Annotated in this window: 27 protein-coding genes; 16 read left to right on the top strand and 11 right to left on the bottom strand. The window is 73.6% G+C overall.

Features of this window, described 5'->3' with window-relative positions; all coding sequences use genetic code 11:
• Positions 1 to 59 precede the first annotated feature (59 nt).
• Positions 60 to 488 (bottom strand): SRPBCC family protein, encoded by a 429-nt coding sequence (locus AB0O29_RS27195; protein ID WP_365156209.1) that lies wholly within the window; start codon positions 486 to 488, stop codon positions 60 to 62.
• 172 nt (positions 489 to 660) lie between these two features.
• Between AB0O29_RS27195 and AB0O29_RS27190 the strand changes: the two genes are divergently transcribed.
• Together AB0O29_RS27190 and AB0O29_RS27185 are read left to right on the top strand one after the other, a co-directional pair.
• Positions 661 to 1674 (top strand): EamA family transporter, encoded by a 1014-nt coding sequence (locus tag AB0O29_RS27190; RefSeq protein WP_365156206.1) that lies wholly within the window; start codon positions 661 to 663, stop codon positions 1672 to 1674.
• Positions 1675 to 1892: 218 nt separating this feature from the next.
• Entirely contained in the window at positions 1893 to 2861 is a 969-nt protein-coding gene (locus AB0O29_RS27185) for a DMT family transporter (protein ID WP_365156203.1), read from the top strand.
• Here AB0O29_RS27185 and AB0O29_RS27180 read toward each other — a convergent pair.
• On the bottom strand, positions 2843 to 3508 hold the full coding sequence (locus AB0O29_RS27180) for a pyridoxamine 5'-phosphate oxidase family protein (protein ID WP_365156200.1): 666 nt from the start codon (positions 3506 to 3508) through the stop codon (positions 2843 to 2845). The genes AB0O29_RS27185 and AB0O29_RS27180 overlap by 19 nt on opposite strands.
• A 37-nt stretch (positions 3509 to 3545) precedes the next feature.
• Here AB0O29_RS27180 and AB0O29_RS27175 point away from each other — a divergent pair, with 37 nt between their 5' ends.
• On the top strand, positions 3546 to 4877 hold the full coding sequence (locus AB0O29_RS27175; RefSeq protein ID WP_365156197.1) for an aminotransferase class I/II-fold pyridoxal phosphate-dependent enzyme: 1332 nt from the start codon (positions 3546 to 3548) through the stop codon (positions 4875 to 4877).
• 69 nt (positions 4878 to 4946) lie between these two features.
• Here AB0O29_RS27175 and AB0O29_RS27170 read toward each other — a convergent pair whose 3' ends face one another.
• The gene (locus AB0O29_RS27170) at positions 4947 to 5933 is read right to left on the bottom strand and encodes a DMT family transporter (protein ID WP_365156194.1); all 987 of its coding nucleotides are present in this window, start codon (positions 5931 to 5933) and stop codon (positions 4947 to 4949) included.
• A gap of 74 nt (positions 5934 to 6007) precedes the next feature.
• On the opposite strand from AB0O29_RS27170, the gene AB0O29_RS27165 reads away from it, so the two are divergent.
• Positions 6008 to 6922: a LysR family transcriptional regulator gene (locus tag AB0O29_RS27165; RefSeq protein WP_365156191.1), complete on the top strand. Its 915-nt coding sequence runs from the start codon at positions 6008 to 6010 to the stop codon at positions 6920 to 6922.
• Here the strand turns inward: AB0O29_RS27165 and AB0O29_RS27160 are convergent.
• Positions 6919 to 7392, bottom strand: a complete 474-nt coding sequence (locus tag AB0O29_RS27160; RefSeq protein ID WP_365156188.1) for a pyridoxamine 5'-phosphate oxidase family protein — start codon at positions 7390 to 7392, stop codon at positions 6919 to 6921. The genes AB0O29_RS27165 and AB0O29_RS27160 overlap by 4 nt on opposite strands.
• 76 nt (positions 7393 to 7468) lie before the next feature.
• On the opposite strand from AB0O29_RS27160, the gene AB0O29_RS27155 reads away from it, so the two are divergent.
• The 8 genes from AB0O29_RS27155 to AB0O29_RS27120 all read left to right on the top strand — a co-directional run bounded on the left by AB0O29_RS27155 (position 7469) and on the right by AB0O29_RS27120 (position 14183).
• The gene (locus tag AB0O29_RS27155; RefSeq protein WP_365156185.1) at positions 7469 to 8083 is read left to right on the top strand and encodes a cysteine hydrolase; all 615 of its coding nucleotides are present in this window, start codon (positions 7469 to 7471) and stop codon (positions 8081 to 8083) included.
• 18 nt (positions 8084 to 8101) lie between these two features.
• Positions 8102 to 8953: a HipA family kinase gene (locus AB0O29_RS27150; RefSeq protein ID WP_365156182.1), complete on the top strand. Its 852-nt coding sequence runs from the start codon at positions 8102 to 8104 to the stop codon at positions 8951 to 8953.
• Positions 8950 to 9333: a DUF3037 domain-containing protein gene (locus AB0O29_RS27145; RefSeq protein ID WP_365156179.1), complete on the top strand. Its 384-nt coding sequence runs from the start codon at positions 8950 to 8952 to the stop codon at positions 9331 to 9333. Before AB0O29_RS27150 ends, AB0O29_RS27145 begins: the two co-directional genes overlap by 4 nt.
• Before the next feature lie 200 nt (positions 9334 to 9533).
• Positions 9534 to 10295, top strand: coding sequence for a 3-oxoacyl-ACP reductase FabG (gene fabG / locus AB0O29_RS27140; protein WP_365156176.1), 762 nt, complete (start codon positions 9534 to 9536; stop codon positions 10293 to 10295).
• Between the two features lie 29 nt (positions 10296 to 10324).
• Entirely contained in the window at positions 10325 to 11086 is a 762-nt protein-coding gene (locus tag AB0O29_RS27135; protein ID WP_365156173.1) for an SDR family oxidoreductase, read from the top strand.
• A 153-nt stretch (positions 11087 to 11239) separates the two neighbouring features.
• Positions 11240 to 12823 carry an ABC transporter substrate-binding protein gene (locus tag AB0O29_RS27130; protein ID WP_365156171.1) on the top strand — a complete coding sequence of 528 codons (1584 nt, stop codon included), beginning with the start codon at positions 11240 to 11242 and terminating at the stop codon, positions 12821 to 12823.
• A 110-nt stretch (positions 12824 to 12933) separates the two neighbouring features.
• A complete protein-coding gene (locus tag AB0O29_RS27125; protein WP_365156212.1) occupies positions 12934 to 13602 on the top strand; it encodes a uracil-DNA glycosylase in 669 nt (222 codons plus the stop codon).
• Positions 13603 to 13652: 50 nt separating this feature from the next.
• Positions 13653 to 14183 carry a hypothetical protein gene (locus tag AB0O29_RS27120; protein ID WP_365156168.1) on the top strand — a complete coding sequence of 177 codons (531 nt, stop codon included), beginning with the start codon at positions 13653 to 13655 and terminating at the stop codon, positions 14181 to 14183.
• Positions 14184 to 14191: 8 nt separating this feature from the next.
• Here AB0O29_RS27120 and AB0O29_RS27115 read toward each other — a convergent pair whose 3' ends face one another.
• Together AB0O29_RS27115 and AB0O29_RS27110 are read right to left on the bottom strand one after the other, a co-directional pair.
• Positions 14192 to 14746 (bottom strand): hypothetical protein, encoded by a 555-nt coding sequence (locus AB0O29_RS27115; protein ID WP_365156165.1) that lies wholly within the window; start codon positions 14744 to 14746, stop codon positions 14192 to 14194.
• Positions 14747 to 14861: 115 nt separating this feature from the next.
• A complete protein-coding gene (locus AB0O29_RS27110) occupies positions 14862 to 15386 on the bottom strand; it encodes a DinB family protein (RefSeq protein ID WP_365156162.1) in 525 nt (174 codons plus the stop codon).
• A gap of 83 nt (positions 15387 to 15469) precedes the next feature.
• Between AB0O29_RS27110 and AB0O29_RS27105 the strand changes: the two genes are divergently transcribed.
• A complete protein-coding gene (locus tag AB0O29_RS27105; RefSeq protein ID WP_365156159.1) occupies positions 15470 to 16381 on the top strand; it encodes a Gfo/Idh/MocA family oxidoreductase in 912 nt (303 codons plus the stop codon).
• On the opposite strand, the gene lnt is transcribed toward AB0O29_RS27105, so the two are convergent.
• From lnt to AB0O29_RS27080, 5 genes are all read right to left on the bottom strand, one after another.
• Positions 16320 to 17969 carry an apolipoprotein N-acyltransferase gene (gene lnt / locus AB0O29_RS27100; protein WP_365156156.1) on the bottom strand — a complete coding sequence of 550 codons (1650 nt, stop codon included), beginning with the start codon at positions 17967 to 17969 and terminating at the stop codon, positions 16320 to 16322. The two genes, AB0O29_RS27105 and lnt, sit on opposite strands and share 62 nt — an antisense overlap.
• A 67-nt stretch (positions 17970 to 18036) precedes the next feature.
• Positions 18037 to 18498: a nuclear transport factor 2 family protein gene (locus AB0O29_RS27095; protein WP_365156153.1), complete on the bottom strand. Its 462-nt coding sequence runs from the start codon at positions 18496 to 18498 to the stop codon at positions 18037 to 18039.
• 69 nt (positions 18499 to 18567) lie between these two features.
• Positions 18568 to 18744, bottom strand: coding sequence for a hypothetical protein (locus AB0O29_RS27090; RefSeq protein ID WP_365156150.1), 177 nt, complete (start codon positions 18742 to 18744; stop codon positions 18568 to 18570).
• A 112-nt stretch (positions 18745 to 18856) separates the two neighbouring features.
• Positions 18857 to 19735 (bottom strand): undecaprenyl-diphosphate phosphatase, encoded by an 879-nt coding sequence (locus AB0O29_RS27085; protein ID WP_365156147.1) that lies wholly within the window; start codon positions 19733 to 19735, stop codon positions 18857 to 18859.
• A gap of 48 nt (positions 19736 to 19783) precedes the next feature.
• Positions 19784 to 20500, bottom strand: a complete 717-nt coding sequence (locus AB0O29_RS27080; RefSeq protein ID WP_365156144.1) for a VTT domain-containing protein — start codon at positions 20498 to 20500, stop codon at positions 19784 to 19786.
• Positions 20501 to 20621: 121 nt separating this feature from the next.
• On the opposite strand from AB0O29_RS27080, the gene AB0O29_RS27075 reads away from it, so the two are divergent.
• From AB0O29_RS27075 to AB0O29_RS27065, 3 genes are all read left to right on the top strand, one after another.
• The gene (locus AB0O29_RS27075) at positions 20622 to 20765 is read left to right on the top strand and encodes a hypothetical protein (RefSeq protein WP_365156141.1); all 144 of its coding nucleotides are present in this window, start codon (positions 20622 to 20624) and stop codon (positions 20763 to 20765) included.
• A 90-nt stretch (positions 20766 to 20855) separates the two neighbouring features.
• Positions 20856 to 22037 carry an elongation factor Tu gene (tuf, locus tag AB0O29_RS27070; RefSeq protein WP_365156138.1) on the top strand — a complete coding sequence of 394 codons (1182 nt, stop codon included), beginning with the start codon at positions 20856 to 20858 and terminating at the stop codon, positions 22035 to 22037.
• An 82-nt stretch (positions 22038 to 22119) separates the two neighbouring features.
• On the top strand, positions 22120 to 22742 hold a 623-nt coding region (locus tag AB0O29_RS27065; RefSeq protein ID WP_365156135.1), incomplete at its 3' end, for a patatin-like phospholipase family protein.

The following is a 22742-nucleotide window of genomic DNA, read 5'->3' as shown; positions in this document are numbered from 1 at the left end:
CGCGCCCCGCGAGGAACCTCGCGGGGCGCGCCGTTCTGCGTGCGCGGGCGGTCCGGCCGTCAGGCGACCAGGGCCGCCAGTCTGCGCAGCGACTCGTTCAGCGCGGCGGTCGCCGAGTCCTTGAGCTTGCCCGCCATCAGGGACACGGCCGCGCCCGTGAACTCCCCGTCGATGCGGACCTTCGTGCCCGTGCCGTCGGCGGTCAGGGTGTACCGGGTCAGGACGGCGACCCCCATCGGGCCCTTGCCCGTGATGGCGAAGAGGCGCTGGTCCTCCAGCTCGGAGACCGTCCAGAGGACCTCGGCGGGGAAGCCCATCATCTTCATGTTCTCGCTGAAGGTGGCGCCGACCGCGAGGTTCTCGGGGCCGCCCTTCGGGAAGTCGGTGTGGGTCATGCTCCACTGGCCGTACGTGCCCCAGTCGGTCAGCTGGGCCCAGAGCTTCGCGGCGGGCGCCTCGATGCGTGATTCCGCGGTGACTTCAGCCATGCGTCCACCCCTTCTCGTCGGGTACGTGCGGCGGAACGTAGCCCCGGGGGTCGGAACATTCAATACTGATGACCTGTCAGATGTGAGGGGTGGCCGCCCGTTCGATATCGGGTGCGTCTCAACAGGTGTCACTCTGATGACGCTCCTGACCTGCCCCTGTCATGATGGCCCGATGCAAGCGTCAGGGAAGAACGCCGGACTGGGCCTCGCCCTCGTCTCGGCGTGTGCGTTCGGTGGTTCCGGTGTCGCGGCGAAGCCGCTGATCGAGGCGGGTCTGGACCCGCTCCACATGGTCTGGCTGCGGGTGGCGGGGGCGGCCCTGGTGCTGTCCCCGCTGGCCTGGCGCCACCGTGACCTGGTGCGCCGCCGCCCGCTGCTGCTCGCCGGGTTCGGGCTGATCGCCGTCGCGGGCGTGCAGGCCTTCTACTTCGCCGCCCTGTCGCGGATCCCGGTCGGCGTGGCCCTGCTGCTGGAGTACCTGGGCCCGGCGCTGCTCCTCGGCTGGATCCGGTTCGTCCAGCGCAAGCCGGTGACCCGGGCGGCCGCCGCCGGCGCGGCGGTGGCCGTCGCGGGGCTGGCCTGCGTGGTCCAGATCTGGTCCGGGCTGAGCCTCGACCCGCTCGGGGTGCTCCTCGGCCTCGCCGCCGCCTGCTGCCAGGCCTTCTACTTCGTCTTCGCCGACCAGGGCACCGACGGCGAGGACGTGCCCGACCCGATGGGCGTGATCGCGCACGGGATGATCGTCGGCGCCCTGGTGATGACCGTGCTGGCCCGCCCGTGGCAGATGGACTGGCGGGTGCTGGGCGGGGACGCGGCCCTGGGGGACGTGCAGGTGCCCGCCCTGGTGCTGCTGGGCTGGGTGGTCTTCGTCGCCACCGTGGCCGCGTACCTGACCGGGGTGGTCTCGGTGCGCATGCTCTCGCCGCAGGTGGCGGGTGTGGTGGCCAATCTGGAGGCGGTCGTCGCGACCGTCCTGGCCTGGGTGCTGCTGGGCGAGCACCTGTCGGGCTGGCAGATGGCCGGCGGCGCGCTGGTGCTGGGCGGGGCCTTCATCGCGCAGTCGTCGCGGCCCGCTCCGGCGGTGGTGGCCGGCGAATCGATTCTTCCGGAGCCGGCGGCCCCGTCCTCGGCCTCACCCTCACCTGAACCCGAGCCTGAGCCCGAGCCCGAGCGGGCGACGGCGTAGTGGGGTCCGGACCGGTTCGTTCCGGTCGGGCCTGGTCCGCGCGGCGGACGGGGCGTAGGGTGCTGACCATGCATTCGACCGTGCTTCCGCCGCCCGCCGCCTAGCGCGGGCGGCCACCGCCGAACGAGAGACCCGCCCGGTGTTCCCGGGCCGGTCCGTGCTGCCCGCGAAGCGATGACCCTCAGTCCTCGTCCTTCACGCACGCGCGGAGAAAACACGTGTCGAACCACTCGCCCGCCACCGGGCGCAGCCTGCTCTACCTCGTCGTCGCCGGAGTCGCCTGGGGCACCGCCGGGGCGGCCGCCTCCCTCCTCTTCCTGGCCAGCGACCTAGGTCCGCTCGCCCTGTCCTTCTGGCGTTCCGCCGGAGGGCTGGTGGTGCTCCTGGGGGTGCTGGCCGTACGGCGTCCCGCGCGGGCGGCGCGCGGGCGGCGGCCCTCGACGGTCTCGCTGATCGCGACCGGTCTGATGTTCACCCTCTTCCAGGCCGCCTACTTCGGCGCCGTCCGCGAGACCGGACTGGCCGTCGGCACCGTGGTCACCCTGGGGGCCGGGCCCGTGCTGATCGCGCTGGGCGCGCGGTACTGGATGGGCGAGCGGCTGGGCCGGGGCGGGGTGGCCGCCGTCGTCGGGGCGCTCGCCGGGCTGGCCGTCCTGGTGCTGGGCTCCGGGGGCGGTGAGGTGCGGCCGCTCGGCGTCGGCTGGGCGCTGCTGTCCGCCGCCGGGTACGCCGGGATGACCCTGCGGGCGCGGTGGCTCGGGCGGCGCGGGGCGGCCGGGGACCCGCTGGTGACCACCGCCTGGTCGGTGGGCGTGGGCACGGTGTGCCTGCTGCCGCTCGCGTGGGCGGAGGGGCTGCTGCCGCACACCGGCGAGCCGGTGCGGGTGGCCTGGCTGCTGGTGTACGTCGCCGTCGTGCCGACGGCCCTGGCGTACGCCCTGTACTTCACCGGGGCCGCGGTGGTGCGGGCCGCGACCGTGTCGGTGATCATGCTGATCGAGCCGGTGAGCGCGGCGGCCATCGCCGTCACGGTGCTGGGGGAGCGGCTGACCGGCGCCGTGGTGCTGGGCACCGTCCTGCTGCTGTCCGCGGTGGGCGCGCTGATCACGGCCGAGGCGCGCAGGCCCGCGGGCGGGCCGGACCTGCCCGCCCGGCCCGCCCGTGAGGCTCAGAGCGCGCTGACGTAGTCCGGTACGGCGATGCCGGGGGCCAGGTCGGCGGCCGGGACGGGGGTCCCGTACGCCGGCGCCACCGGGACCACGCCCGACCAGAAGGGCAGCTCCAGGTCCTCGGCGTCGTCGTTCGGGCCGCCCGTGCGGACCTTCGCGGAGACCTCGTTCAGGTCCAGCCGGATCACCGCCGTGGCCGCGAGCTCCTTGGCGTTGGCCGGCCGCGAGTCGGCCGCGCGGCCGGGTACGACGTGGTCCACGAGGGCGTCCAGGGCCATGCGGCACTCCGCCTCGTCGGTCACCTGGTACGCCGTGCCGTGCACGACCACCGAGCGGTAGTTGATCGAGTGGTGGAAGGCCGACTTGGCCAGCACCAGGCCGTCCACGTGCGTCACGGTCAGGCAGACCGGCAGGCCCGGGTCCTCCTTGCCGGCGGCCAGCAGCGGGCGCGAACCGGTGGAGCCGTGCACGTACAGGGTCTCGCCCACCCGGCCGTACAGCGTCGGCAGGACCACCGGTGCGCCGTCGCGGACGAAACCGAGGTGGCAGAGGTAGGACTGGTCGAGTATCGCGTGCACCGTCTCGCGGTCGTAGCGGGCCCGGTGACGGGAGCGGCTCGGGACGGTGCGCTCGGTCGGCTCGTAGTCGACGGGGGTGACGCTCATGGTGCGGACTCCGTTGTACTAGTGCATAATTAGCTTTGTGCTAGGAGAATATACGATCAGTGGGCGTCGCGCATCGGAAATCGCCGCCAGCATCGAATCCGGCGTCGGCTCGGGCGCCCTGGAACCCGGAGCGCCGCTGCCGCCGATGCGGGAGCTCGCCGGTGAGCTGGGGGTGAACCCCAACACCGTGGCGGCCGCCTACCGGGCCCTGCGCGAGCGCGGGATCATCGAGACCGACGGGCGGCGCGGCAGCCGGGTGCGCGGGCGTCCCGCGAGCGCCCCGCGCGACGCGCTGCGCCCGGACGTGCCCGAGGGCGTACGGGACGTCGCGCACGGCAATCCGGACCTCTCGCTGCTGCCCTCCCTGGACGGGCCGCTGGCCGCCGCCGCCCGCCGGTACGCGCAGGCGCCGACCCGGTACGGGGAGGACCCGGTCCTGCCCGACCTGGCCCGGATGGCCCGCGCCGGTTTCGAGGCCGACGGGGTCCCGGCGGGGGCCCTGGCGGTGACCTCGGGGGCGCTGGACGGCATCGAACGGGTCCTCGCCGCCCACCTGCGGCCGGGGGACGCCGTCGCGGTGGAGGACCCGGGGTGGGGGAGCGTGCTGGACCTGGTCCCGGCGCTGGGCCTGCGGGTGCTCCCGGTTGCCGTCGACGACGAGGGGCCGCGGCCGGAGGCGGTGGCGCGGGCGCTGGAGGCCGGGGCCCGGGCGCTGGTGGTGACGGCCCGCGCGCAGAACCCGACCGGGGCCGCGGTGAGCCCCGGCCGGGCGGCGCTGCTGCGGGAGCTGCTGGCCGGCCGTCCCGGGGTGCTGGTCATCGAGGACGACCACGGCAACGCGATCGTGGACCTGCCGCTGTGCCCGCTGGGCGGCGTCACCCGGCACTGGGCGCTGATCCGCTCCACGGCCAAGGCGTACGGCCCCGACCTGCGGCTCGCGGTGCTCACGGGCGACGCGGTGACGATGGACCGGGTCCGGGGCCGCCAGCGGCTGGGCCCCGGGTGGGTGAGCCGGCTGCTCCAGAGCGCGGTGGTGGAGCTGTGGGCCACCGGCGCGCTGGACGGGGCGGCGGTGGCGCGGTCGTACGCGCTGCGCCGGGACGGGCTCGTCGCCGCGCTGGCGGAGCGGGGGGTGCCGGCGCACGGGCGCAGCGGGATGAACGTGTGGGTGCCGGTGGCCGACGAGACGGCGGTGGTCACCCGGCTGATGACGGCGGGCTGGGCGGTGCGGCCGGGCGCCTCCTACCGAGTGGAGGCGGGCCCCGGGGTGCGGATCACGATCTCGACCCTGCACGAGCGGGAGGTCCCCCAGCTGGCCGACGCCGTCGCGACGGCGGTCCGCCCCGCGACCGGCGCCCGCTTCGACTGACCACGAACACGCGAAGACCCCCGCCGCACGGTGCGGCGGGGGCCGGGGCGGGGCCGTCGGAAGGCGAGCTCAGCCCCTCTTCGCGGGCTGTGGGCGGGCTTGGGTGAGGGCGGCTCCCGCGAGGACGATCAGGGCGCCCACCGGGGTGTTCCAGTGCAGTTGCTCGCCCAGGACCAGGACGCCCGCCGTGGTGGCGATCACCGGGATGAAGTAGGTGACCATCTGCGCGGTGGTCGGGCCGATCTCCGTCACCAGGCCGTACTGCATCTGCAGGGCCGCCCCCGTGCCCAGCGCGCCGAGGGTGATCACGGCGAGGGTCGGCCACAGCGGGAAGGCGGCGGGCGCCGAGGTGAACAGGGCGCTCACGGTGGCCAGCTGGACGGTGGAGAGCATCAGCTGGGCCCCCGTCATGGCCACCGGCGAGCCGGCCGTGCCGGCCAGGGTGCGGCGGACGTAGATCCAGCCGATGGGGTAGCAGAGCGAGGCCAGCAGGGCCAGGGCGGTGCCCTTGGCGTCGATGCCGGTGAAGCCCTGCCAGGCGCCCAGCACCGTCAGCACGCCGAGGAAGCCGATGCCCAGCCCCGCGAACCGGCGCCGCGTGGGGCGGTCCTCGGACAGGGCGACCAGGGAGAGCGCCATGCCCCACAGCGGGGAGGTGGCGTTGCAGATCCCGGCCAGGGTCGAGGTGATGCTCTGCTCGGCGTAGGCGAAGAGCGCGAAGGGCGCGGTGTTCAGCAGGAGCGCGGCCACCGCCAGGTGCCCCCAGGTGCGCCGGCCCCGGGGCAGCGGCTCGCGCCGCACCAGCAGCACCGCCAGCAGGGCGAGCGCCCCGAAGAACACCCGGCCGAGGGCGACCTGGAAGGGCGCGAAGGCCTCCGTGCCCACCTTGATGAACAGGAAGCTGAAGCCCCACACCACCGAGAGGAGGGCGAACCGGACGCGCCAGTCGAGCCCGCCGGTACGGGCGGATCCGCGCGGCGGGGCGGACGGGGAGGCGGGGGTGGCGGGGGAGGTGGGGGCGGGGGCGGTACGGCGGGGTGTGGCGGGTGCGCTCATGGGCCTCACTCTCCTGCGCACGATCTCGTAGGACAAGCGAGATTTCCTGCGGGGGACGCCGTAGCATCGCTTACATGTTGAACCTGGAACGCCTGCGCACCCTCGACGCCCTCGCCCGCCACGGCTCGGTCAGCGGGGCGGCGTGCGGACTCCATGTGACCACATCGGCGGTCTCGCAGCAGATGGCCAAGCTGGAGCGGGAGGTCGGACAGCCCCTGCTGGCCAAGAACGGCCGCGGGGTCCGGCTCACCGACGCCGGGCGGCTCCTCGCCGACCACGCCGCCCGGATCATCTCCCAGGTGGAGCTGGCGCAGGCCGACGTCGAGGCCCAGCGCGGCCGCGCGGTGGGGGAGCTGCGGATCGGCGCCTTCCCCACCGCGATGCGCGGGCTGCTGCCCCAGACCCTGACCGCCCTGCGCGCCGGCCACCCCGAACTGCGGGTGTTGGTGCGCGAGAAGGAGCCCGAGGAGAGCATGGCCGCCGTGGTCCGGGGCGACCTCGACATGGCCCTGGCCATCGACTGGCACAACAAGCGCATGCCGGTCCCGGCCGAGCTGACCCGGATGCACCTCCTGGAGGACGCCGCCGACATCGCGGTCCCGCGCGACCACCCGCTCGCGGGCCGGACGCGGATCTCCCTCGCCGAGTTCGCCGACGACGACTGGATCTCCTGGAACGAGGGGCAGTTCTGCCACGAGTGGCTGGTCTTCACCCTGCGCGGTACGGGCGTCGAGCCGCGCATCGCGCACATCGCCGAGGAGCACCACACCCAGCTCGCCTTCGTGGAGGCCGGGCTGGGCGTGTGCGTGACACCGCGGCTGGGCCGGGGGCCGGTGCCGCCGGGGGTCCGCCTGCTGCCGGTGTGCGACACCGTACGGCGGCACGTGTACGCCGTCTGGCGCGCGGACGCCGACCGGCGGCCCTCCATCCGCGCGGCCGTCGAGGCCCTGGGCGAGGCGGCCGCCGGGGTGGTGGCCGACACCCCCTAGAGCTTGCTGAAGTCCCAGGAGACGATCGAGTCCGGGGTCAGCCGGATCCAGGCGTGCCGACCGTCGTGCGGCATCTGCTCCATGCAGAAGTTCTTCCGGGGGAAGAGCTGTTCCACCTCCTCCAGTTCCGGGCACGGCTCGCCCGTGCGCGGCGCCTCGCCGACGAAGACGGCCGTGCCGGACAGTTCGACCCCGCGCAGTTCCCCGTACTCCTCGCCCGCGTCCACCACCACCGAGATCCGGGGGTCCTCGCGCAGGTCCGCCCAGCGGCGGCTGCGCGTGATCGAGTACAGCCACAGCGAGGTGCCGTCCCAGGCGAACCACAGGGCGCCCACGTGCGGGCGTCCGTCCGGGGAGACCGTGGCCACCCGGCAGGTGCGCCGCTCGCGCAGGAAGGCGTCCACCTCCTCGCCCGTCATCATGATCCGGCGGCCCCGCCGCTGTGCCGTCCGCCCGCGCGTCCCGTCCATCCGTACCGCACCCCTTCACATCTGACTGTGTGTCAGGAATCATGCGTCCTCTTCCGTCGACGCACCAGGGGGAGCCATGCCGGAGTTCGATCCCGCCACCACCGCGCTGCTCACCGTCGAATGCCAGAACGGGGTCGTCGGCGAGGAGAGCGCCCTGCCTGAGCTGGCCAAGGAGGCCCGGGACTCCGGGATGCTCGAACGCGTGGCCGCGCTCGTCGACGCCGCCCGCGGGGCCGGGGTGCAGGTGGTCCACGCCGTCGCCGAGCGCCGCCCCGACGGGCTCGGGGCCAGCACCAACGCGCGCCTGTTCCGGGCCGCCGGGAGGCTGCCCGTGCGCCAGCTGACCGGGAGCCGGGCCGTGGAGGTCGCGGCGCCCCTCACGCTGGACGCGCGGGACCTGGTGGTCCGCAGGCTGCACGGGCTGTCCCCGATGGCCGGAACCGATCTGGACGCCCTGCTGCGCAACCTCGGGGTGCGCACCCTCGTCGTCACCGGGGTCTCCTCCAACATCGCCATCCCGAACACCGTCTTCGACGCCGTGAACCTCGGCTACGAGGTCGTGGTCCCGGCCGACGCCATCGCCGGGGTGCCCGCCTCCTGCACCCCCGAGGTGATCCGCAACTCGCTCGCCCTGGTGGCGCACGTCACCACGGCCGAAGCGCTGCTTTCGCAGTGGGCTCCGCGCCGCTGACCCCCGTAACCTGGCCGGATGTTGTCCGAAGTGATCGCGACCCGCTACGTCACGCCCCTGCGTGAGGGCGGCTCGCTCCCGGGAATCGTCGAGGCCGACGACCTCGGTACCTACGTCATGAAGTTCACCGGAGCCGGCCAGGGCCGCAAGACCCTGGTCGCCGAAGTCGTCTGCGGCCGGCTGGCCCAGCGGCTGGGCCTGCGGGTCCCGCGGCTGGTGCAGATGCAGCTCGACCCCGTCATCGGGCTCGCCGAACCCGACCAGGAGGTGCAGGAGCTGCTCAAGGCCAGCGGCGGCCTCAACCTCGGCATGGACTACCTGCCCGGGTCGATCGGCTTCGACCCGCTGGCCTACCGGACCGACCCGGTCGAGGCCGGGCGCGTCGTCTGGTTCGACGCGCTGATCAACAACGTCGACCGGTCCTGGCGCAATCCGAACCTGCTGGTCTGGCACGGGGACCTGTGGCTCATCGACCACGGCGCCACGATGATCTGGCACCACAACTGGCCGACCGCCCGGGCCGCCGCCGCCAAGCCCTACAACGCCTCCGACCACGTCCTGGCCCCCGTCGGCCCGGACATCGCGGCCGCCGCCGCCGAGCTGGCCCCCCTGGTGACCGAGGAGCTGCTCACCGAGGTCGCGGCGGACGTCCCCGACGAGTGGCTCGTCGACGAACCCGGCTTCGACTCCACCGACGCGGTGCGGCGCGCCTACGTGGAGGCGCTGCTGCCGCGCGCGGCGACGATCCACGAGAGGATCACCATGGAGGCCGAGGTCAGGCAGCAGTCCGGTCCGCCGGGCTGGCTCGCCGAGCGCCTCCCTCCCCAGTCGGACAAGAACAAGAACAAGCAGAAGAGCGGCGACGAGTGACCAAGCGGGACGTGTTCGAATACGCGCTGGTGCGCGTGGTGCCCCGGATGGAGCGCGGCGAGTGCTTCAACGCCGGCGTCATCGTCTACTGCCGGGCGCACTCCTACGTCGCCGCGCGCACCCACCTCGACGAGGCCAAGCTCCTCGCCCTGGACCCGAAGGCCGACGTGGCCGGGGTCCGGGCCGCGCTGCGCGGGGTCGAGGGGCTGTGCGAGGGCGGCGAGCGGGCGGGCCAGGCGGCGGGCGACGAGCCGGGGCGGCGGTTCCGCTGGCTGATCGCCCCCCGCAGCACCGTGGTCCAGCCGGGGCCGGTGCACACCGGCCTGACGGCCGACCCCGCCGCGGAGGTGGAACGGCTGCTGGACCTGCTGGTCCGCTGACCGGGCGGCCGCGGGCCCGCCGGTCCGCCGTTCGGGGCCCACCCGGCCCCGGACGGCGGGCGGCGCGCCCGCGGCGCGAACGCCACCGGACCGGGACCCCGTTGACACGCGGTGCCACGGCTCCTAGCGTCTCCTCAGCTGAAGCTACTAAGCGGTTGCTCACCTCGGGCGGCCGTTTCTCAAGGGCGAGGAGATCCAGCATGTCCACCACCGAGCAGCGCGTCGCGATCGTGACCGGGGCGGCCCGGGGCATCGGCGCCGCCACCGCCCTGCGCCTGGCCGCCGAGGGCCGGGCGGTCGCCGTGATCGACCTGGACGAGGCGGCCTGCAAGGACACCGTGGAGGCCATCACGGCGGCCGGCGGCAAGGCCCTGGCGGTCGGCTGCGACGTCTCCGACGCCGCACAGGTGGAGGCGGCCGTCGAGCGGGTCGCGAGCACGCTGGGCGCGCCGGTGATCCTCGTGAACAACGCGGGCGTGCTCCGCGACAACCTGCTCTTCAAGATGAGCGACACCGACTGGGACACCGTCATGAACGTCCACCTGCGCGGTGCGTTCCTGATGGCGCGGGCCTGTCAGAAGCACATGGTGGCGGCCAAGTTCGGGCGGGTGGTGAACCTCTCCAGCAGCTCCGCCCTCGGCAACCGAGGCCAGGCCAACTACGCCGCCGCCAAGGCCGGCCTGCAGGGCTTCACCAAGACCCTGGCCATCGAGCTCGGCAAGTTCGGCGTCACCGCCAACGCCGTCGCCCCCGGCTTCATCGCGACCGAGATGACCGCGCAGACCGCGGCCCGCGTCGGCATGGGCTTCGAGGAGTTCCAGCTCGCCGCCGCCTCCCAGATCCCCGTCCAGCGCGTGGGTCTGCCCGCGGACGTCGCGAACGCCATCGCCTTCTTCACCGGCGAGGACGCGGGCTTCGTCTCCGGCCAGGTGCTCTACGTGGCCGGCGGCCCGCTCAACTGACGACGTCCCGGAGAGGCAGGGAGTGGGCAATGACGTACAACGGCACGGACAGCGGCAAGGTGGCACTGGTCACCGGGGCGAGCCGGGGCATCGGCTACGGGATCGCGGAGGCGCTGGTCGCCCGGGGTGACCGGGTCGTGATCACCGGGCGCAACGAGGACGCGCTCAAGGAGGCCGTCGAGAGGCTCGGGGCGGACCGGGTGATCGGCGTGGCCGGGAAGGCGCACGACGAGGCCCACCAGGCCGTCGCCGTGGACCGGGCGATGGAGGCCTTCGGCCGCGTCGACTTCCTGGTGAACAACGCGGGCACCAATCCGGTCTTCGGGGCCATCGCGGACCTGGACCTCCAGGTGGCGCGCAAGGTCTTCGAGACCAACGTGATCTCGGCCCTCGGCTTCGCCCAGCGGACCTGGCACGCCTGGCAGAAGGACAACGGCGGCGCGATCGTGAACATCGCCTCGATCGCCGGGGTCTCCGCCTCGCCCTTCATCGGGGCGTACGGGATGAGCAAGGCCGCGATGATCAATCTCACGCTCCAGCTCGCGCACGAGATGGCGCCCGGGGTGCGGGTCAACGCGATCGCCCCGGCCGTGGTGAAGACGAGGTTCGCGCAGGCGCTCTACGAGGGCCGCGAACAGGAGGCCTCGGCGGCCTATCCGCTCGGCCGGCTCGGCGTTCCGGAGGACATCGGGGGCGCGGCCGCATTTCTTACATCTGCACAAGCGGAATGGATTACCGGGCAAACGCTGGTGGTCGATGGAGGAATGTTCCTGAATGCCGGTGTGCACTGACCGATAACCGGACGTATTTGCCTCCCAATGGGAGGCAAATACGTATCGAACACGCGCGAAAACGGTCAAGAGCCTCATGAAACCTGCCCATTGGATTTGTGACGCTCTGCGGTAGGGTCTGCCGCACCCGGTGGCTGATCGAGGAGCGTGCACGTGTTCAACCGGACCAGATGTCTGCAGATCACTGCGGCCCTTGCGTCCATATCCCTGGTCGCCGGATGCGGTCTGCTGTCGGACGACACCGACGCCGCCGCGAAGAGGATCACCGTCGGTACGACGAGCGCCCCGAGCACCCTCGACCCCGCGGCGGCGTGGGACGGCTCCTGGGAGCTTTACCGGAACATCTTCCAGACCCTTCTGGCGTTCCCGACGGGCAGCACCAAGCCGCAGCCCGACGCGGCCCAGAGCTGCGAGTTCACGGACACCGCGAACATGGCGTACCGGTGCGTCCTGCGCAAGAACCTGAAGTTCTCCGACGGCGAGCCGCTCGACTCCAAGGCGGTCAAGCACTCGCTCGACCGGATCCGGACGATCAACTCCCAGGTCGGTCCCAAGGGCCTCTTCGAGAGCCTGGACAAGATCGAGGCCCCGGACGCGCTCACGGTCGTCTTCCACCTGAAGACCCCCGACGCCACCTTCCCCTACGTCCTCGGCTCGCCCGCCGCCTCCCTGGTCGCGCCCAAGGAGTACCCGGCCGACAAGCTCCGCTCGGACGGCAAGGTCACCGGCTCCGGCCCGTACGTGCTCACCTCGTACAAGGAGGGCACCGAGGCGGTCCTCGGCGGCTACGACGGCTACCAGGGCTTCGCCAACCGCCGCAACGACGCCGTCACCATCCGGTACTTCAAGAAGTCCGACCAGATGGTCGCGGCGCTGAAGAACAAGGAGATCGACGCCACCTACCGAGGCCTGTCGGCGGCGGAGATCAAGGACCTGCAGAGCCCCGCCTCGCACAACGCGGGCGTCCAGGTCGTCGAGAACGTCGGTTCGGAGATCCGCTACCTGGTCTTCAACCCCAAGGACCCGCAGGTCGCCAAGCCGCAGGTGCGCCAGGCCATCGCGCAGCTCGTCGACCGGGGGGCGCTCGTCACCAAGGTCTACCAGGGCACGGCCGAGCCGCTGTACTCGATGGTCCCCAAGGGGGTCGTCGGCCACAAGACGCCCTTCTACGACCTGTACGGCAACGCCGACGTCGGCAAGGCGCGCAAGATCCTCCAGTCCGCCGGCATCAACACCCCGGTGGAGCTGACCTTCTGGTACACCACCGACCGCTACGGCGGCTCCACCGCCGACGAGTTCACCGAACTCAAGCGGCAGCTGGAGGAGAGCAACCTCTTCAAGATCACCCTGCGCGGCAAGCCCTGGAAGGACTTCCAGGTCGGCTACAAGAACGGCGAGTACCCGGTCTTCGGCCGCGGCTGGTTCCCCGACTTCCCGGACCCGGACAACTTCATCGCGCCGTTCGTCGGCAAGGACAACGCGGTCGGCACCCCGTACGAGAACCCGACGATCCAGAACGACATCCTGCCCAAGTCCCGGCGCGAGAGCGACCGTGCGGCCGGCGTCAAGGAGTTCGAGACGGCCCAGCAGATCTTCGCCCAGGACGTGCGGCTGCTGCCGCTGTGGCAGGGCAAGCTCTACGTCGGCGCCCGCGAGGACATCGCCGGTGCCGAGCGGGCCCTGGACCCCCAGACCGCCATGCAGATGTGGGAGTTGTACCGCAAGACCAGCTGGTGACGGCGGAGCCCCGGGCGCGGAAGGCGCCCGGGGCGCGCCGTTGTCAGTGGTGCCCGGTAGGTTCTCAGCAGTTGCACGAACTTGTACCGGAGGTTGTCGACGTGACCCAGATGCTGCCCGAGTCGTGGCTGCCCGTCCTCGGCGGGGAGCTGGACCAGCCCTACTTCAAGGAGCTCACCGAGTTCGTCGAGAAGGAGCGGGCGAACGGGCCGGTCTACCCCCCGCGCGAGCAGGTCTTCGCGGCCCTGGAGGCCACGCCCTTCGACCAGGTGAAGGTCCTCGTCCTCGGCCAGGACCCGTACCACGGCGCCGGCCAGGGGCACGGCCTGTGCTTCTCCGTGCAGCCCGGGGTCAAGACCCCGCCCTCGCTGCGGAACATCTACAAGGAGATGAAGGAGGAGCTCGGCCTGGAGGTCCCGGACAACGGGTACCTGATGCCGTGGGCGCGGCAGGGCGTCCTCCTGCTCAACGCCGTCCTCACCGTCCGCGAGGCCGAGCCCAACTCGCACAAGGCCAAGGGCTGGGAGAAGTTCACCGACGCGGTGATCCGCGCCGTGTCCGACCGGTCCGACCCGTCCGTGTTCGTGCTCTGGGGGGCCTACGCCCAGAAGAAGATCCCGCTGATCGACCAGGAGCGGCACGTCATCGTCAAGGGCGCCCACCCCTCGCCCCTGTCGGCCAAGAAGTTCTTCGGCTCCCGGCCCTTCACGCAGATCAACGAGGCCGTCGCCGCCCAGGGCCATGAGCCGATCGACTGGCGGATCCCGGACCTGGGCTGACACCCCACCGCGCCTCGGGGCCAGAGCCGGTGCCTCCGGTTAGCTTCTTGATGACCGGACCGGATCAGGTCCGGCGGAGCAGGCCGGAGGCCCCGTTGACGGAGCAGCAGCAGGAGGCGTCGGAGGACGCCGTCATGACCAGGATCGGCCAGGCGGTCATCCTGCTGCACGCCGGGGACCGCGAGGAGGCCCGCAACCGGCTCCGCGAGATCTGGTCGGAGATCGGCGAGGACGGCGCGTCGCTCCACCGCTGCACCCTCGCCCACTACATGGCCGACGCCCAGGACGACCCCGCCGACGAACTGGCCTGGGACCTCAGGGCCCTCGGCGCCGCCGACGGGCTCGGCGAGGCGGTCCGCGACTTCTACCCCTCGCTGCACCTCAGCCTCGCGGCCGACTACGTCAAGCTGGAGCGCCCCGAGGCCGCCCGGGTGCACCTGGCGCGGGCCCGGGCCGCCACCCTCGCCCTGCCCGACGACCGGTACGGCACGGGGGTCCGGGACGCCATCGCCCGCCTGGAGCGCCGGCTCGAACAGGAGGCGGGGCCGGGGCCCCGGCCGTTCCCCGAGCAGTCCCCGTAGGCCGCCCCTCAGCCCTCGTGCACGCCCGCGCAGATGCGGGCCTCCGGGCTGTCCGGAGCCCAGTGGCCGTGCCGGCGGCCCAGGGCGCAGACGTCCGCCGGGCGGACCGGAAGCTCCCGAGCCAGCTCGCGCGGCACCCGCGCGTCGGGCCGTACCGACCCGGGAAGGCCCCCGGGGGGCCGCTCGGCGCGCCCTGGGGGCCGGCGGGGCTCCGGGATGTCCGGCACGGCCTGAGCGGCCTCCTCGGCCGCCTCCCCGCTCTCCACCGGATTGCCGGGGGCGGTGCGCGCGGTGCCCCGGCCCGCGGCCGTCGCCGCCGACGGCCGCCCCGCGCCGTCCCGGGGCACCGCCTTCAGCGCCTCCAGGGCGGGAGCCTGGACCACCACCGGCAGCGGCCCGGGGCCCCCGCGCGGCTCGTGCCGGGGCGGCACCCCGTCGGAGGGGGATCCCGCCGGCCGCATCGGCGCGGGGCTCACGTTCACGCAGCCGGAGACCGCCGAGACCGCCGAGACGGCGCAGGCGGCTCCGAGGAGGAGTTTCGTCGAGGTTCGGGTTGGATGCACCCGCGCAACTCTGCTGTGCGAGGGCCACGTTGCGAAAACCCTGAGCCGATATTCACCCCGCACGGGTGACGCGGAGGGGGTGTCCGGCGGACACCGCCCGGCCGGACCGGCCCCGCTACTCGCCGGTCGCCCCGTCGAGGTGCTCGCGCAGCAGGTCGGCGTGCCCGTTGTGGCGGGCGTACTCCTCGATCATGTGCGTGTAGATCCAGCGCAGGCTGAAGACCTCGCCCCGGTGGTGGCTCGCCGCGTCCGACACCGCGTCCAGGGAACGGCCCTCCGCCGCCCGCCGGGCCAGTCCGGCCTCCTCGCGCCAGGCCTTCTCCGCCTCGGCCCAGGTGTCCCGGGCGGTGAAGTCGAAGTCCCCGTCCCGGTTCTCCCGGGTGCTGTACAGGTCGGGCAGGTCCTCGCCGAGCGCGATCTCCCGGAACCAGTACCGCTCCACCTCCGCCATGTGCCGGACGAGGCCCATCAGGCTCAGCGCCGAGGGACGCAGCGGGGTGGCGCGCAGCTGCTCGTCCGAGAGGCCCTCGCACTTCCAGGCGAGGGTGGCGCGGTGGTACTCCAGCCAGCCCTCCAGCATCTCGCGTTCGCCGGCGGTGGTGGAGGGCTCGGCGCGGTGGTTTCCCGGGGAGGTCGTCATGGCCGTCATCCTGGACGAACGCGCCGTCGGTGACCAGCCATTAAGCTGCGGAGTCCCATACGGCACACCCCAGGAGGCCCCCGGTGAAGGTCGGCGTCATCGGACTCGGCGACATCGCGCAGAAGGCGTACCTGCCCGTCCTCACCACCCGCCCCGGGGTCGAGCTGCACCTGCAGACCCGCACCCCCGCCACGCTGGAGCGGCTCGGCGCGGTCCACCACGTCCCGGAGGGCCGGCGCCACGCCTCGCTCGGCGCGCTGATCGCCCAGGGCCTCGACGCGGCCTTCGTGCACGCCCCGACCGCCGCCCACCCCGAGATCGTGGAGCGGCTGCTGGAGGCGGGCGTGCCCACGTACGTGGACAAGCCGCTCGCCTACGAGCTCGCCGCGTCGCGGCGCCTGGTCGAGCTGGCCGAGGAGCGCGGCACCTCCCTCTTCGTCGGCTTCAACCGCCGCCACGCCCCCGGCTACGCGCAGTGCGCCGACCTGCCGCGCGATCTGATCGTCCTGCAGAAGAACCGGGTCGGGCTCCCCGAGGACCCGCGCACCCTGGTCCTCGACGACTTCATCCACGTCGTCGACACCCTGCGCTTCCTGCTGCCCGGCGACGCCGACCACATCGACGTCCGCGCCGTGGTGCGGGAGGGGCTGATGTCACAGGTGGTGCTCCAGATGTCCGGGGAGGGGTTCACCGCCCTCGGCATCATGAACCGGCTGTCCGGGTCCACCGAGGAGGTCCTGGAGGTGTCCGGACAGGACTCCAAGCGCCAGGTCGTCAACCTCGCCGAGGTCATCGACCACAAGGGCCAGCCGACCGTGCGCCGGCGCGGGGACTGGGTCCCCGTCGCCCGCCAGCGCGGGATCGAGCAGGCCGTGGACACCTTCATGGAGGCCGTGGGCACCGGCAAGGTGCTCAGCGCCCGGGACGCGCTGCTCACCCACGAGCTGTGCGAGCGGGTGGTGCTGACGGCGCTGGAGCAGAGCGCGCGGCCCTGACCGCCCGGGCGCCCCTGGCCGCGCAGTACAGGACGAGCACGGCCAGGGAGGCCCCGCCGGGCCAGTTCCCGAAGCGGACGAACGGGGTCGTGCCCCGGGCCAGCGGCACCTCGTACACCGCCGCCGTGCTCGCCGAGGTGGGCAGCTCCCGGCCGATCCGCTCGCCCGAGGGGCCGAAGACCGCGCTGACCCCGGTCAGGGTGGAGTGCACCATCGGACGGCCGGTCTCGGCGGCGCGCAGGGCCGCCAGGGAGGCGTGCTGGGCCGGTGCCCAGCTGTGCTGGAACGTGGAGGTCGAGGACTGGGCGACCAGCACCCCGGCCCCCTCGCCGGCCAGGTGCCGGCTCATGTCGGGGAAGGCGGACTCGAAGCACACCAGCGGGCCGATCCGGGTGCCGCCGGGCAGGTCCATGACCACCGGCCCCGCGCCCCGCATCCGGTCCTCGCCCGCCGCCTTCCCGACCGAGGTGGCCCAGCCCAGCAGCGACCGCGCCGGTATGTACTCGCCGAAGGGCACCAGCCGCATCTTGTCGTACCGGTCCCCGGTGGGGCCCTGGGGCCCGACCAGCACCGAGCTCTTGTAGATCCCCGGCCGGTCCGAGCGCCGGGCGTCCACGTTGACCAGCAGCGGCGCGCCCACCCGCGCGGACAGCTCCGCCAGCCGTCGCGACAGGTCGGGGCGCGCCGACAGGTCCGCGCCGACGCTGCTCTCGCCCCACACCACCAGGCCGGGGCGGGTCCCCGCCAGGTCCGCGGTGAGGCGCTCCTCGACGGCGAAGCGGTGCTCCCCGCCGTCCGCCCCGTCCACGAGGCCCGGCTGGACGACGGCCACCCGCAGCGCGCCCGTCACCTCGGGGCGCGGCAGCCACAGCCACACCGCCCCCGTCAGCACCGCGCACCCCGCCACCGAGGCCACCGCCGTCACCCGCGCCCCCGGCACGGCGACCACCAGCACCACCGCGCAGTTCACCGCCACCACCAGCAGGCTCACCAGCCACACCCCGCCCACGGAGGCCAGCCGCAGGGCCGCGGGTACCTGCCACTGGCTGGCCCCGAGCAGCCCCCAGGGTCCGCCCAGCCCCTGCCAGGACCGGGCCAGCTCCGACAGCAGCCAGCCCGCCGGTACGAGGACCAGCGCGGCCGCGGCCCGGCCCGGGGCAGGAGCCCCGCCGAGCAGCTCCCGCACCAGCAGCGCCCAGGGGATCCAGAGCAGCCCGAGCAGCGCGGCCAGGGGCACCAGGAACACGTGCAGGCTCGGCAGCAGCCAGTGGTGCACCGCCACGATGAACCCCGCGCCGCCGAGCCAGCCCTCCAGCGCCGCCCGCCGGCCGGTGGGGGCGGAGCGCAGCAGCAGCATCCAGGGCACGAGGGCGACGTAGGCCAGCCACCACAGCGCCGGGGCGGGGAAGGCCAGGCAGGGCACCGCCCCGGCGGCCACCGCGGCCGCGGCCCGCCTCCACCGCGCCCGCCGGCCCGCCCGGTCCCGCCGGAACGTTCCGCTGGGCCCGCTCGGCCCGCCCGCCGCGGCCCGCCCGCGTCGGCGGAACGTTCCGTCCGGACCGCCGCGCCCGCTCAGCTCCGCGACCATGACCTGCCTCCGCCTCCAGTGTGGGACCGCTCCCGACGGGCCGCGCCCGCAGGCGCCGGGCCGGCGTTCAGGCCTGCATGTGGCGCCACTTCTCGTGCACGGTCACCCCGGTGAGCCGCCAGCCGTCCGGGGTGCGGGCGAGCGTGAAGGTGTAGCGCCCGGCGGCGACGAAGTTGGGGGCGGTGCCCCCGTCCCCGTCGCCCGCCAGCCGCATCGGGTTCAGGAAGTCGGCCAGGACCCGCGCCGAGTCCCCGGGGGCGCCGTCCCGGTCCTCCAGCAGGATCCGCCGGTTGACGATGAGGTGCTGGCGCACCGGGAACAGCCGCATGGTCTCCGCGAGCCAGTCGGCCACCTCCCCGGCCGGCCCCTCGACCCCGCCGGCCGAGCCGTAGTCGGCCCGCCCGGCGGGGGTGAACAGGGCCCGGTAGGCCGCCCAGTCGCCGTCGTCCACGGCCGCCGCGTACCCCGAGACCACCTCGTCGACCGCCAGCCGGTCCATCACCGTCGCCAGGTCCACACGCTGCGTCATCGGGACAGTGTGCGGCCGGAGGCCTCCGGGGCCAAGGGGCGTGCGGCCACGGGATCTTCCCGGCACCGCTCAGTGGCCGGAACGCGCCTCCCGCTGCCGGATCACGACCAGGAACGCGTCACTGGCCAGGTCCATCACCACCTCCGCCGGCACTCCCTCGCGCATCCGCTGGGCCGCGTACTCCTCCGCGGGCCAGCTGCCGCGCGGACTCCCCGCCGGAAACCGCTCCAGCACCACCCGACCCATGGGACACCCCCTGTTGCTCGCCGTTCAGGTCTCTCCGGGCACAACGACGCGAAGGCCGCCCGGGAACGTTCCCGGGCGGCCTTCGGTGCGTACGCGTGTCCGAACGGCGGGATCAGGTGCCGCTCGCGCCCGCCTCCGCCTCCAGCACGCCCATGCCGATGAGCACGAACAGCGCGATGCCGAGCACGATGCGGTAGATCACGAAGGGCATGAAGCTCTTGGTCGAGATGAACTTCATGAACCAGGCGATGACGGCGTAGCCCACGAAGAAGGCGATCACCGTGGCGAAGATCGTCGGACCCCAGGTGATGTGGCCGGGGCTCTCGATCACGTCCTTGATCTCGAACGCGCCCGAGGCCAGCACCGCCGGGATGGCCAGCAGGAAGGAGTACCGGGCCGCCGCCTCGCGCGTGAAGCCCAGCAGCAGGCCGCCGGAGATCGTCGCACCCGAGCGCGAGACGCCCGGGATCAGCGCCATCGCCTGGCAGACGCCGAAGATCAGACCGTCCTTGACGCCCAGCTCCTTGAGCGTCTTGCGCTGCTTGACCACCCGGTGCCGGCCGCCCTGCTCGTCGCGCGAGGCCTGCCAGTCGGCGAAGCCCAGGATCAGGCCCATCACGATCAGGGTCGTGGCGGTCAGCCGCAGGTCACGGGCCGGGCCGGTGATCTGGTCCTTGAAGACGAGGCCGAGGACGCCGATCGGGATCGAGCCGACGATGACGAGCCAGCCCATCCGCGCGTCCTGCTCGGAGCGCAGCGACTTGGTGTACAGCGAGCGGAACCAGGTCGAGATGATCCGCGCGATGTCCTTGCGGAAGTAGATCAGCACGGCGGCCTCGGTGCCGATCTGGGTGATGGCCGTGAAGGCCGAACCCGGGTCGTGCCAGCCGGCGAAGGCCGCGGTCAGCCGCAGGTGCGCGCTGGAGGAGATCGGGAGGAACTCCGTAAGACCTTGGACGAGACCGAGGATTAGGGATTCGAACCAGCTCATGTCGGTGTGCGCTCGTCCTTGTGATCGTCGGGCAGTTCGGGTCCGATGCTAGGGCCCGTGGGGAGCGGCGCCGACCACAGGGGGGTGTACGGGCGCGGGCTCCCGTACGGCGGGGCCCGCGAGGCGGTGCCGCTTGCGCCAGGCGACCGCCGCCGCGACCGCCCCGGAGACGGCGATGAACCCGAACGAGGCGAGGAACGCGGGGGATCCGGGGGAGGAGGCGCTGGCCCCGGCGACCACGTACGCGGCCGTGTTGGGCACCGTCCCGAGGGCCGTGGCCAGGAGGAAGGGGAGCCAGCCGCAGCGGGACACCGCCGCGAGGTAGTTGGCGGCCGCGAACGGCACCCCCGGGAAGATCCGGACCGCCAGCATGGAGCGGAAGCCGTGCCGGCTCAGCTGGGCGTCGGCCGCCTTCAGCCACCGCCCGCGCAGGAACGGCCGGAGCGCCTCCTGGCCCATGATCCGGCCCAGGCCGAAGGAGAGGCCCGCGCCGAGCACCGTCCCGCCGACGGCCGCCGCCAGCCCGAACCAGGTGCCGAAGACCGCCCCGGCCGCGAGGTTCAGCAGCGGCCGCGGCACGAACGCCGCCGCGCACAGGCCGTACGCGCCCGCGAACAGCAGCACCCCCGCGCCCACCGGCAGCCCCGGCGGCCAGCCCCGGGAGAGCAGCCGCTGGGGCTCGTAGACCAGGACGCAGACCCCGGCCGCCACGAGCAGTACGACGAGCAGCGCCAGCCGCGTCCACGGCGCGAGGAGGAGGGACATCCGGGGAGATTAACCGACCGGTGCGGCGGCCCGCCGTAATCCAGGCCTCACCCGGACGAACTGACCGGGCCCGGCGGTAATTCGTTCGACGCGGCCCGGCCGCTGGGGCAGGATCCAGGGCATGTCCCGGTACGCCTTCCCCGCAGCGCCGTCCGCAGTCGCGGACGCGCCGAAGGCTGCCCTCCCCGCCTCCCCGGCGCTCCTCGCCGCGGCAGAGGCCCTGGCCGCAGCGGCACCCGCCGCCTTCGACGGCGCACGAAGCTGACCCTTCCCGGATCGTCCGGCGGACCCCGCAGGGGGAGGGTCGGTTCGCTCCGGGGGTCCCGTTCCAGCTTCGAGACACGGGAAAGACATCATGGCCAAGACGGCCTTCACCCGCACCAAGCCGCACCTCAACATCGGCACCATGGGTCACGTCGACCACGGCAAGACCACCCTCACCGCCGCCATCACCAAGGTCCTCGCCGAGCGCGGGGGCGCCTCCTTCGTGCCGTTCGACCGGATCGACCGCGCCCCCGAGGAGGCCCGGCGCGGCATCACCATCAACCTCACGCACGTCGAGTACGAGACCGACACCCGCCACTACGCCCACGTCGACATGCCCGGCCACGCCGACTACGTCAAGAACATGGTCACCGGCGCGGCCCAGCTCGACGGGGCCATCCTCGTCGTCTCGGCCCTCGACGGGGTCATGCCGCAGACCGCCGAGCACGTGCTCCTCGCCCGGCAGGTCGGCGTGGACCACATCGTGGTGGCCCTGAACAAGGCCGACGCCGGGGACCCGGAGCTGACCGACCTGGTCGAGCTGGAGGTCCGCGAGCTGCTCACCGCGCACGGCTACGGCGGTGAGGAGGTCCCGGTCGTACGGGTCTCCGGGCTCGGGGCGCTGGAGGGCGACCCGCGCTGGACGGGGGCGATCGAGGCGCTGCTCGACGCGGTCGACACGTACGTGCCGATGCCCGTGCGGTACACGGACGCGCCGTTCCTGCTGCCGGTCGAGAACGTCCTGACCATCACCGGCCGCGGCACCGTCGTGACCGGCGCCGTCGAGCGCGGCACCGTCCGCCTCGGCGACCGGGTGGCGCTGCTCGGCGGCGAGGGCGAGCCCGTGGAGACCGTCGTGACGGGGCTGGAGACCTTCGGCAAGCCGATGGAGTCCGCCGAGGCCGGGGACAACGTCGCCCTGCTGCTGCGCGGGGTGCACCGCGACGGTGTGCGGCGCGGGCACGTGGTCGCCGCGCCGGGCAGCGTGGCGCCGCGCCGGCGCTTCACCGCGCGGGTGTACGTGCTCTCCGGGCGCGAGGGCGGCCGGACGACGGCCCTGTCCTCCGGCTACCGGCCGCAGTTCTACATCCGCACCGCCGACGTGGTCGGCGACGTGGACCTGGGCGCGGCCGGGGTGGCCCGGCCCGGTGAGACGGTGGCCATGACCGTCGAGCTGGGCCGGGACGTGCCCCTGGAGGCCGGGCTCGGCTTCGCGATCCGCGAGGGCGGGCGCACGGTCGGCGCGGGGACGGTGACCGAGGTCCTCGGGTAGCCCCGGCGGTGGTGGCGGCGGTCCGGCTTTGCCAGACTGCCGTCACCACACGGCCTACGGGCGGAACGAGGGGCGGGCGCGGATGAGCGGCGGGACGGTACGCGACACGGCACTGGTGCTGGGCGGCGGCGGGCTCACCGGCGTCGGCTGGGAGTCCGGGATCCTCTACGGGCTCGCCCGCGCCGGAGTGGACCTCACCGGCGCCGACCTCGTCGTCGGCACCTCCGCCGGCTCGGTGGTCGGCGCCCAGCTCGCCTCGGGGCTGCTCACGCCGCGCGAGCTGTACGAGCGCCAGCTCGCCGACCCCGCCGGGGAGATCGCGGCGAAGTTCGGCGCGGGCCTCCTCGCCCGGTACGCCCTCGCCATGGTCCGCTCGCGCGACGCCGCCGAGTACCGCAGGCGGGTCGGCGCGATGGCCCTCGCCGCCGACACCCCCGCCGAGGCGGAGCGGCGCGAGGTCCTGGCAGCCCGGCTCGTCTCGCACGAGTGGCCCGAGCGGCGCCTGGTCGTCACCGCCGTCGACGCGCTGACCGGGGAGAGCGCCCCCTTCGACCGGGAGCGCGGGGCCGGGCTGGTGGACGCGGTCGCGGCGAGCTGCGCCGTGCCCGGGGTCTGGCCGCCCGTCACCATCGACGGCCGCCGGTACGTGGACGGCGGCATCCGCTCCTCCGTCAACGCCGACCTCGCGTCCGGCTACCGGCGCGT

The organism is Streptomyces sp. NPDC089915, assembly GCF_040684675.1.
Classification (GTDB): domain Bacteria; phylum Actinomycetota; class Actinomycetes; order Streptomycetales; family Streptomycetaceae; genus Streptomyces.
Note: the sequence above shows the minus strand (reverse complement) of the source record. Positions and strands in the feature narration are given on the sequence as shown.